5 protein-coding genes and 1 pseudogene are annotated in these 8,247 nt (G+C 55.9%); 4 read left to right on the forward strand and 2 right to left on the reverse strand.

The window, feature by feature from the left end; translation table 11 throughout:
• Positions 1–258: 258 nt before the first annotated feature.
• Positions 259–1,194, reverse strand: a complete 936-nt coding sequence (locus AC2FPW_RS16465; protein ID WP_496814570.1) for a LysR substrate-binding domain-containing protein — start codon at positions 1,192–1,194, stop codon at positions 259–261.
• Between the two features lie 239 nt (positions 1,195–1,433).
• Between AC2FPW_RS16465 and AC2FPW_RS16470 the strand changes: the two genes are divergently transcribed.
• The 4 genes from AC2FPW_RS16470 to AC2FPW_RS16485 all read left to right on the forward strand — a co-directional run bounded on the left by AC2FPW_RS16470 (position 1,434) and on the right by AC2FPW_RS16485 (position 7,891).
• Positions 1,434–2,384, forward strand: a complete 951-nt coding sequence (locus AC2FPW_RS16470) for an ABC transporter substrate-binding protein (protein WP_480774571.1) — start codon at positions 1,434–1,436, stop codon at positions 2,382–2,384.
• An 82-nt stretch (positions 2,385–2,466) separates the two neighbouring features.
• Entirely contained in the window at positions 2,467–3,495 is a 1,029-nt protein-coding gene (locus tag AC2FPW_RS16475) for a quaternary amine ABC transporter ATP-binding protein (protein ID WP_480774570.1), read from the forward strand.
• On the forward strand, positions 3,495–5,477 hold the full coding sequence (locus AC2FPW_RS16480) for an ABC transporter permease (protein WP_496814572.1): 1,983 nt from the start codon (positions 3,495–3,497) through the stop codon (positions 5,475–5,477). Before AC2FPW_RS16475 ends, AC2FPW_RS16480 begins: the two co-directional genes overlap by 1 nt.
• 14 nt (positions 5,478–5,491) lie before the next feature.
• Positions 5,492–7,891 (forward strand): trimethylamine N-oxide demethylase, encoded by a 2,400-nt coding sequence (locus tag AC2FPW_RS16485; protein WP_496814574.1) that lies wholly within the window; start codon positions 5,492–5,494, stop codon positions 7,889–7,891.
• Between the two features lie 214 nt (positions 7,892–8,105).
• On the opposite strand, the pseudogene AC2FPW_RS16490 reads toward AC2FPW_RS16485, so the two are convergent.
• Positions 8,106–8,247, reverse strand: a pseudogene (locus AC2FPW_RS16490) (IS6 family transposase); the annotation flags it as partial.

Below are 8,247 nucleotides of genomic sequence, written 5' to 3' on the forward strand. Positions count from 1 at the left end.
AGCTTCGCGCCGATCTCCTGGATCGGCTTCTTATTCGCTTCACGCGCAATTTCGATGTCGGATTTATAGCTCATTGGGTTTGGTCTCCCTGCGTGAGATAGTCTGGATTGGTCCGGCCAGAGCGACAAAACGCAGGGCCAGATTCGGTCAAAATTTTCTTTAAGGTAAATAAATATTCCCAAGGGTCAATGCGTGAGTTTAAAGTACCCAAGGGATGTTTCCAAACATCAAGTCAAGATTCGGGGGTTGCGACCAGGATCAGGCGTATCTTTTTCGACCTGCGCTGAGACCCAGCAACCATTCCTCGACGATGCGCTGTTCCGGGAAAGCTTTTTGAAGCGGCCTTTTCAGCAGGTAGTATCCGGATTGCGTTCGCACCGAAGCGTTCTGGACCGGCCTGACCAACGCGCCGCTCTCAAGCAAGGGGTCAACAAGATGGGCCCAGCCCAATGCAATTCCCAAACCATCGACAGCAGCCTGAACTGACAGTGGATAGGTGTTGAAAGCCACAGCTTGTTCCATCGCTGAGGTGGAAACACCGTTACCGCTGAACCATGTACGCCATGTCATCCACTCCGCATGGCTGCTGGTGACTTCAATAAGGTCCAGTTCCGGCAGCGCGTAAAGAACTGCCGCATTGGGGTTGCTTCTGAGGTACTCGGGGCTGCAAACCGGAAACACTGTTTCTCCGAACAGAAGCTTTGCTTCGTATCCCGGCCACTCGCCATCTCCACGCAGTATTGTCAGGTCCATGGAATCCGAAAGGCATTCTGCGTCACTGTCCGAAGACACCAGCGAAATACGGATACGGCCGTTGGATTTGTTGAACTTGTGCAGTTGTGGCATCAACCACAAAGACGCGACAGAGTTCGTCGCGGAAATCGACACCTTGTTGGCCTGATGTTTGGCCAGCATCTCACGGCTGACGTCCCGCATCTGATCCAGAGACTTCTCGACAGTTGCCAACAGAATGGCACCTTGTTGCGTCAGTGACACCGAACGGTGACCTCGCACAAACAATGGCACATCATAATGCTGCTCCAGCAGGCGCACTTTGCGGCTGATCGCGGTTTCCGAGATGTTCAGCACCTTACTGGCCTGCACAAAGCTTTGCGCTTTTGCCGCGGCTTCAAACGCCAACAAATAATCAAGCGGAGGAAGGACTTTCCCTGTGACTGATGTTTTCTTTGGCATTTACAGGACTTTTCCCGATCTGGACGCGGCCACACGCAAAAACATTCATGGGCACCCGTTGCCGTCTGAACGGGCAACCGACTGTTAACATAGTAAAAAGTTGAGTTTGCCTCAAGATTTTATGGTCAACGCCCCTCAAATTTCTTTTCTGCATTATGAGCGATTCTAGGCAAAATGCACAAATTCGCGGGCCGGAAGAGCCCCTTTGACAAAAAACGAACCTCACTCAGGGAGCGAACATGAAACTTACAAACCTCCTTTCCGCAGCAACCTTGGCGGCAGTAGCGGGAACCGGGGCGATTGCCGAAGACAGCAGCGACCCGATTGTCATTCCAATTCACAACTGGTCCAGCCAGATCGTGATGTCCAACGTCGTCGGTCTGATCTTCGAAGAGATGGGCAACAACGTCGAATATGTCACCACCGACAGCCAGGCGGTTTATGAATCGGTCCGCTTGGGCGACGTCGCGCTTGAGATGGAAGTCTGGGAAGGCGCGTTTGGCGCATCCTACCGGGCCGCGCTGGAAAAGGGGGGTTTGCATGACGCGGGCGATCATGATGCCGTCACGCGCGAAGATTGGTGGTACCCGATGTGGACCAAGGAATCCTGCCCGGGCCTGCCTGATTGGAATGCACTGAACGACTGCGCGCACCTGTTTGCCACGGCCGAGACCGGGGATAAGGGTCGGTATCTTGATGGTCCGGTAGACTGGTTGAAACATGGTAAGGAACGCGCCGAAGCGCTTGATCTGAACTTTACCGTGATCAATGCGGGTTCCGCCGCAGCGTTGTGGGCCGAGATTGGTGCCGCCGAGGCTGACAAGACCCCGGTTCTTGTATTCAACTGGACGCCAAACTTTGCCGAAGCCGTCTGGCCCGGTGAGTTTGTAGAGTTCCCTGCATGGGAAGACGGTTGCGACAAGGATCCCGCCAAGGGTCCGAACCCGGACGCGCTGTATGATTGTGGCAACCCGGCAAGTGGATATCTGAAAAAGGCGGCTTGGGATGGCATGAAAGACAAGTGGCCAGCCGCGTATTGCGCCCTGACCCAGATTTCTTTCACCAACCCTCAGATCGCGGAAATGGCAAAGCTGGTCGACACTGATGAGCTTGAGCCGGAAGAAGCGGCAGAGGAATGGCTGGATGCCAACCGTGCTGTTGTTGACCCCTGGATCAGTGCCTGCAGCTGATAACGGCTAGGTATAGTGAATCTGGCGCGGCCTTGATCATTTTGTGATCCAGGGCCGCGCTCAACAAGAAAGAAAAGCAGCCATGTCCGCCATCGCGCCTGTCATATCAGCCAAGAATGTCTGGAAACTGTTTGGACCCTCGCCCGAGAGCTATCTGAAGTCCATGCCGGCAGGCCGCAGTTTCGACGAGATCCGTGAGGATGGGTATATCGCCGGGGTCAAGGATGTCTCGATCGAGGTTGGCCGTGGCGAGATGCTTGTCATCATGGGGTTGTCAGGATCGGGAAAATCCACGCTGGTGCGGTGCTTTTCGCGTCTGCACAACATCACCGGGGGCACGATCGAAGTAGACGGTCAGGACATCATGAAACTCAGCGAGCGCGACCTGATCGAATTGCGCCGCAACAAGATGGGGATGGTGTTTCAGTCTTTCGGGTTACTGCCGCACCGCACAGTTCTGGACAATGTCGCCTTCCCGCTGGAAATGCGTGGGCAGGATCGCCACGACCGGCGCGAACGCGCTTTGGAGGTCATCAAGCTGGTGGGCCTTGAGGGCCGGGAAGAATACTTCCCACGGGAATTGAGCGGTGGCCAGCAACAACGGGTCGGTATCGCCCGGTCGCTGGCCATCGAACCGGATATCTGGTTTCTGGATGAACCCTTCTCGGCGCTTGATCCGCTGATCCGCCGTGAAATGCAGGATGAATTCCTGCGCCTGCAAGAGATGCTGGGCAAAACCATCGTCTTCATCACCCATGATTTCGACGAGGCGCTGCGTCTGGCTGACCGGATTGCTATCATGCGCAACGGTGCGGTCGAACAATGCGATACTCCGGATCAGATCGTGATGAACCCGGCGACCGAATATGTGGCGAAATTCACTGAGGATATCGACAAGGCCCGCGTGGTGCATGCGAAAGGGCTGGCAAAACCGGTGAACGGCCATACCCTTGAAGGCGCGCCGATCAATGGCGGATCAACCATTCATGAACTGGCCCGGGTTCTGGTCAATGACAAGCGTATCCTGCTGCCGGTTGCGGATGAAACAGGCGTTGTCACCGGCGTTCTGGATCGCGATGCCGCGTTGAACGTTCTGCTCGGAGCCGAATGATGGCGACACTGTCCACCGAATTACCGGACACGGCAGACAGTGTGTGGGGGCGCACCAGAGTCCTTACCGCACTTCTGATCACCGCCTTTGCGCTGATCCTTGCCAAGGCGATCGGAATTCTCCCTGAATGGTTGAACCGCATTCCCGAGGCAGCAATCCCGCCGACGGCGCAGGTGCTGGATGCGATCTTCAATTTCATCCAAAATGACCTTGGTCTGATCTACGTGACCCGCTTTATCGCCGAAGGCCCGTTGGAATTCCTGTTGGATATGTCGGCCAACCTGCTCGAAGGCAAGCGCCGCTGGCCTTATCTGGGCCCAATCCCGTGGACAGCAATCGCTGCTGTCGCTGCTGTTGTGGGCTTTGCCGTGGGGGGGTGGCGGCTGGCGGCTCTGGGTGCGGGTACGTTCATCTGGACCGCTGCAATTGGCCAGTGGAACATCGCCATGCAGACCATGTCTGTCATTGTAGTGGCGGCACCGCTGGCGTTTGTGCTGGGCCTGGTGCTGGGCATCGCCGCCTGGAAGTATGGCCGGTTCGAGCGGGTGCTGAAACCCATCCTGTCCGTTCTGCAAACCCTGCCTTTCTTTACTTATCTCTTGCCAGCGGTGATCTTTTTCAAAGTCGGACCAACCGCGGGGGCCGTGGCAACAATCACCTTTGCCATCCCGCCGATGATCCTGATGACCACACTGGGTCTGAAGAAAGTCAGCCCCGAAGTGATCGAAGCCGGCCAGATGTCTGGATGTACACGCTGGCAAATGCTGCGGCATGTATACGTCCCAGCCGCACGCACCGAAGTGCTGGTAGGTGTCAATCAGGTGATCATGCTGTGTCTGGCAATGGTGGTTCTCACCGCCTTTATCGGTATGCCTGGCCTTGGTGCCAAGTTGCTTGCAATGATGGGCAGCTTCAAACTTGGCCGTTCGTTTGAAATCGGCGTGACCATCGTTCTTCTGGCGGTCATGCTTGACCGGATGTCGAAGGCCTGGGTCGTCAAACAGCCCATTCATTTCGAACGCGGAACGCCATGGTGGAAACGGCACCGGATTCCGCTAATCGCAGTGGGTCTGTTCGTCGGGTTCACCCTGTTGTCGCAAGTGTTTCCGATCCTGGCTGAAGTTGGTCGCAAGCAGCATCTGAGCCAGGGAAAGGAAATCGACGATGTGATCAAGTCGGTTTTGGCCTTCGATGTGATCAAAGGGACAACCGAATGGCTGCGCTGGTTCCTGAACGTCAAGGTTCTGATCCCGTTTCGTGATACTTTGCTTGCCATTCCGACACCTGCGTTCATCCTGCTGGTTGTCTCCTTTGCCTATTGGGTCGGAGGCCGCAAACCCGGTATCTATGCTGCGGTGTTTTTTACAATCGTCGCGTTTTCCGGCTGGTGGGATCGCTCGGTCATCACGCTCTATACAGTGATTTCAGCGGTTGTGTTGGCAACTCTGATCGGTATCCCCTTGGGCGTTGTCGCAGCTCGGTCCAAACGCTGGTCCAAGAGTATCCTGCTGGCCTGCGACACTGCGCAAACCTTCCCTAGCTTCATCTATCTGATCCCGGCGATCATGCTGTTCGGCGTCAATGACGTGGCGGTCGTGTTTTCCATCCTGATCTTCGCCGCCGTGCCGCTGATCCGCTATACCATCATCGGTCTGGGAAGCGTGCCGCCGGAAATGACCGAAGCCGCGGATATGTCTGGTTCGACGCGCAGACAAAAACTGATGTCAGTACAGTTTCCACTGGCGCTGCCGACCATGGCCGTCGGGTTCAATCAGGCCATCATGTTCGCGTTCTTCATGGTCATTATCGCCGCGTTCATCGGCACGCAGGATCTGGGGCAGGAATTGCAGCGAACCCTGGCAGGCACCGAATTGGGCAAGAATTTTGTACTGGGTCTGAACGTGTCTCTGATGGCGTTGACCTTTGATATGGCAATCAGCAGTTGGGCCGAAAAGCGCAAGCGCGCTTTGGGGCTGGATTAACCGGAGTTGTTCAGATGAACGTCAAACCCTTGTTTGAGGTACCGTTCGAACGCAGCGGGGTGCTGGCTCCTGGTCTGCCCATCCTGCCGCATGGCACAGAACGCCATCCGGTTCCCGCAATGGGATCGCGCGCCGTTCCGGTGTCCAAAGGGGACACGATCACATTGCTGGATCGCGATGGAATGCAGCCCGCTGAGATGGTATTTTTTGCCCCCGACCGAAGCTCGGACGCGGCGATGCTCGGCGCGCGGGGACACGGGAGTCCTGACGGGGTGATCGCAACGCTGGCAAACGGTTCCGCTTCGGGCCGGAAGGTTCTGCGCGCGCTCGAGGCTGCGGGGTTTGACATCGGGCAGGGCGACGCAATCCGCGCTTTTGCCGAAGGCTCGCGCCCCGGCGACATGGTGCATTTCGTGGCGGAAAGCGATGGTCTTCTGATCGTAGCCGCACCCGGCGAGGCGATGCGCCCGGAAAACAACAATCCTCCAACGGATATCATCCTCTATATTCAGCGTTCCGCGCCGGGTCTGGAAAAGCCGGGTGTTGGCGCGCCTGAGCCGTTGGCCGACCCTCTCAGGGACATCAACATTCAACCGGGAAACGCCATATCTTATGAGGTCAAAGCTGGAGAATTCATCCAGATCTTGGATATTCGCGGCCGCGAATGTTCGGATTTTCAGGCCTTCAGCCGGCGGGCGCTGGATCAGGGGATCGAGCGCGAAATCGATCCGACGACGACCCGCAGCCTGATGGGTAGCCTGTACCCGCAACCGGGGATATTTTCGAAATACTGGTCCGTCGATCAGGAGCCCTTGATCGAAATCGTGCAGGACACTTGCGGTCGTCATGACACGTTTGGCCTTGCTTGTACGGCGCGGTACTACGAAGACCTTGGCTATCCCGGCCACGTAAACTGTTCGGACAATATTAACAAAGATCTGGACCAGTATGGCATCAAGCCGCGCGGCGGCTGGCCTGCGATCAACTTCTTTTTCAACACGATGCTGGATGACGCCAATGCCATTGGCATGGACGATCCCTGGTCGCGACCGGGTGACTTCGTGTTGCTGCGCGCGCTGACCGATCTGGTCTGCATCAGCACGGCATGTCCCTGCGACATTGATCCGGCAAACGGGTGGAACCCGACCGATATTCAGGTGCGAACATACAAGGCGACCGAGGATTTTCAACGATCCTACGGCTATAGAAAATCTGCGGAGGCGGATGTGGAAGAAACCAAGAAAACTGCTTTTCACGACTGCTTTGCGCGGCATACCCGTGATTTCGTCGAGTATAACGGCTATTGGCTGCCGAACACGATGACCAATCATGGTGCGATTTCTGAATACTGGGCCTGTCGGGACAAGGTTGCCGTCATGGACCTGAGTCCTTTGCGTAAATACGAGGTTGTCGGACCCGATGCAGAAGAGCTGATGCAGCTATGCGTGACCCGCAACATGAAAAAGCTAAGCGTCGGTCAGGTCGTCTATACCGCAATGTGTTATGAGCACGGCGGGATGATTGACGATGGTACCGTCTATCGTCTTGGTGAGACGAACTTCCGCTGGATTGGCGGGAATGACACCAGTGGATTGTGGCTTCAGGAACAAGCGCAAAAACGCAACTTGAATGTCTGGGTTCGCAATTCGACGGATCAGCTGCACAACATCGCGGTTCAAGGGCGGCACAGTCGCGACATTCTCTCCAGAATTTTCTGGACACCCCCACAGCAACCAACGATTGACGAACTTCCATGGTTTAGACTGACCGTTGCACGGGTCGGAGATGTGCGCGGAACATCTGTCGTGATCTCCCGAACAGGGTATTCCGGTGAGCTGGGATATGAAATCTTCTGCCATCCCAAAGATGCAGTGGAAATCTTCGACCGAGTCTGGGAAGCAGGTCAGGATTATGGGATCACGCCGCTGGGCCTTGGGGCACTTGATATGCTGCGGATCGAAGGGGGCCTGATTTTCGCCGGGTCAGAATTCGACGACCAGACGGACCCGTTTGAAGCCGGCATCGGTTTTACCGTGCCGCTGAAATCAAAAACCGACGATTTCATCGGGCGGGCAGCAATCGAAGAACGCAAGGCGCACCCCCACCGAAGGCTGGTTGGTTTTGAAATCGAAGGCGGCGTCGTCCCGTCACCCGGCGACTGCGTCCGCGTCGGAAAGGCGCAGGTTGGAGCGATTACCAGCGCAATGAAATCACCCTTTTTAGGGAAAGTCATCGCTTTGGGTCGGATTTCAGTTACCCACGCGACAATTGGGGCAGACATCGAAATTGGGCAATTGGACGGCCAACAAAAACGGCTGAAAGCCAGGATCGTTCCATTCCCTCATTTTGATCCGACAAAGGAACGTGTGAAAGGGATATACTCAGAAACCACGGTTTCGGACGCAGCAGAGTAGTTGACCAAGAGAGCCGGGCTTGTGATTTGGCCGGGCACCGTAAAGGGTTCTGTTGCAAACTTTTGACTATTGACGCGCTCGAATGCAGACCGTGAATGGTCGCCGGTGTATTCACTCGAGAACCTGTCCATGATTTATTTCAAAGGTGCGCAGTATCCGAAACGGTGTTGTCACGTTAACGTCCGGTCGACGAGGGAATGCTGATGGTCGGGATTCAAGCGGCTCGAGTGGCAGCATTCAAGGCTTCGAATGCCTCGAGGCGGTGATAACGGATTGTTTGTGCGGAGCGACGACGTGCCGGGACGCGGAAGCAATTTCTAACGGCTGGTGGGTGGTTACGAACCGCTGCAAACCTC

The organism is Ruegeria sp. SATB027 (assembly GCF_059613825.1).

Excerpts from the sequence above, each read along its gene's own strand:
- AC2FPW_RS16465 (WP_496814570.1), bottom strand. The coding sequence starts at position 1,194 with ATGCCAAAGAAAACATCAGTCACAGGGAAAGTCCTTCCTCCGCTTGAT.
- AC2FPW_RS16485 (WP_496814574.1), top strand. The coding sequence starts at position 5,492 with ATGAACGTCAAACCCTTGTTTGAGGTACCGTTCGAACGCAGCGGGGTG.
- AC2FPW_RS16480 (WP_496814572.1), top strand. The coding sequence starts at position 3,495 with ATGGCGACACTGTCCACCGAATTACCGGACACGGCAGACAGTGTGTGG.
- AC2FPW_RS16475 (WP_480774570.1), top strand. The coding sequence starts at position 2,467 with ATGTCCGCCATCGCGCCTGTCATATCAGCCAAGAATGTCTGGAAACTG.
- AC2FPW_RS16470 (WP_480774571.1), top strand. The coding sequence starts at position 1,434 with ATGAAACTTACAAACCTCCTTTCCGCAGCAACCTTGGCGGCAGTAGCG.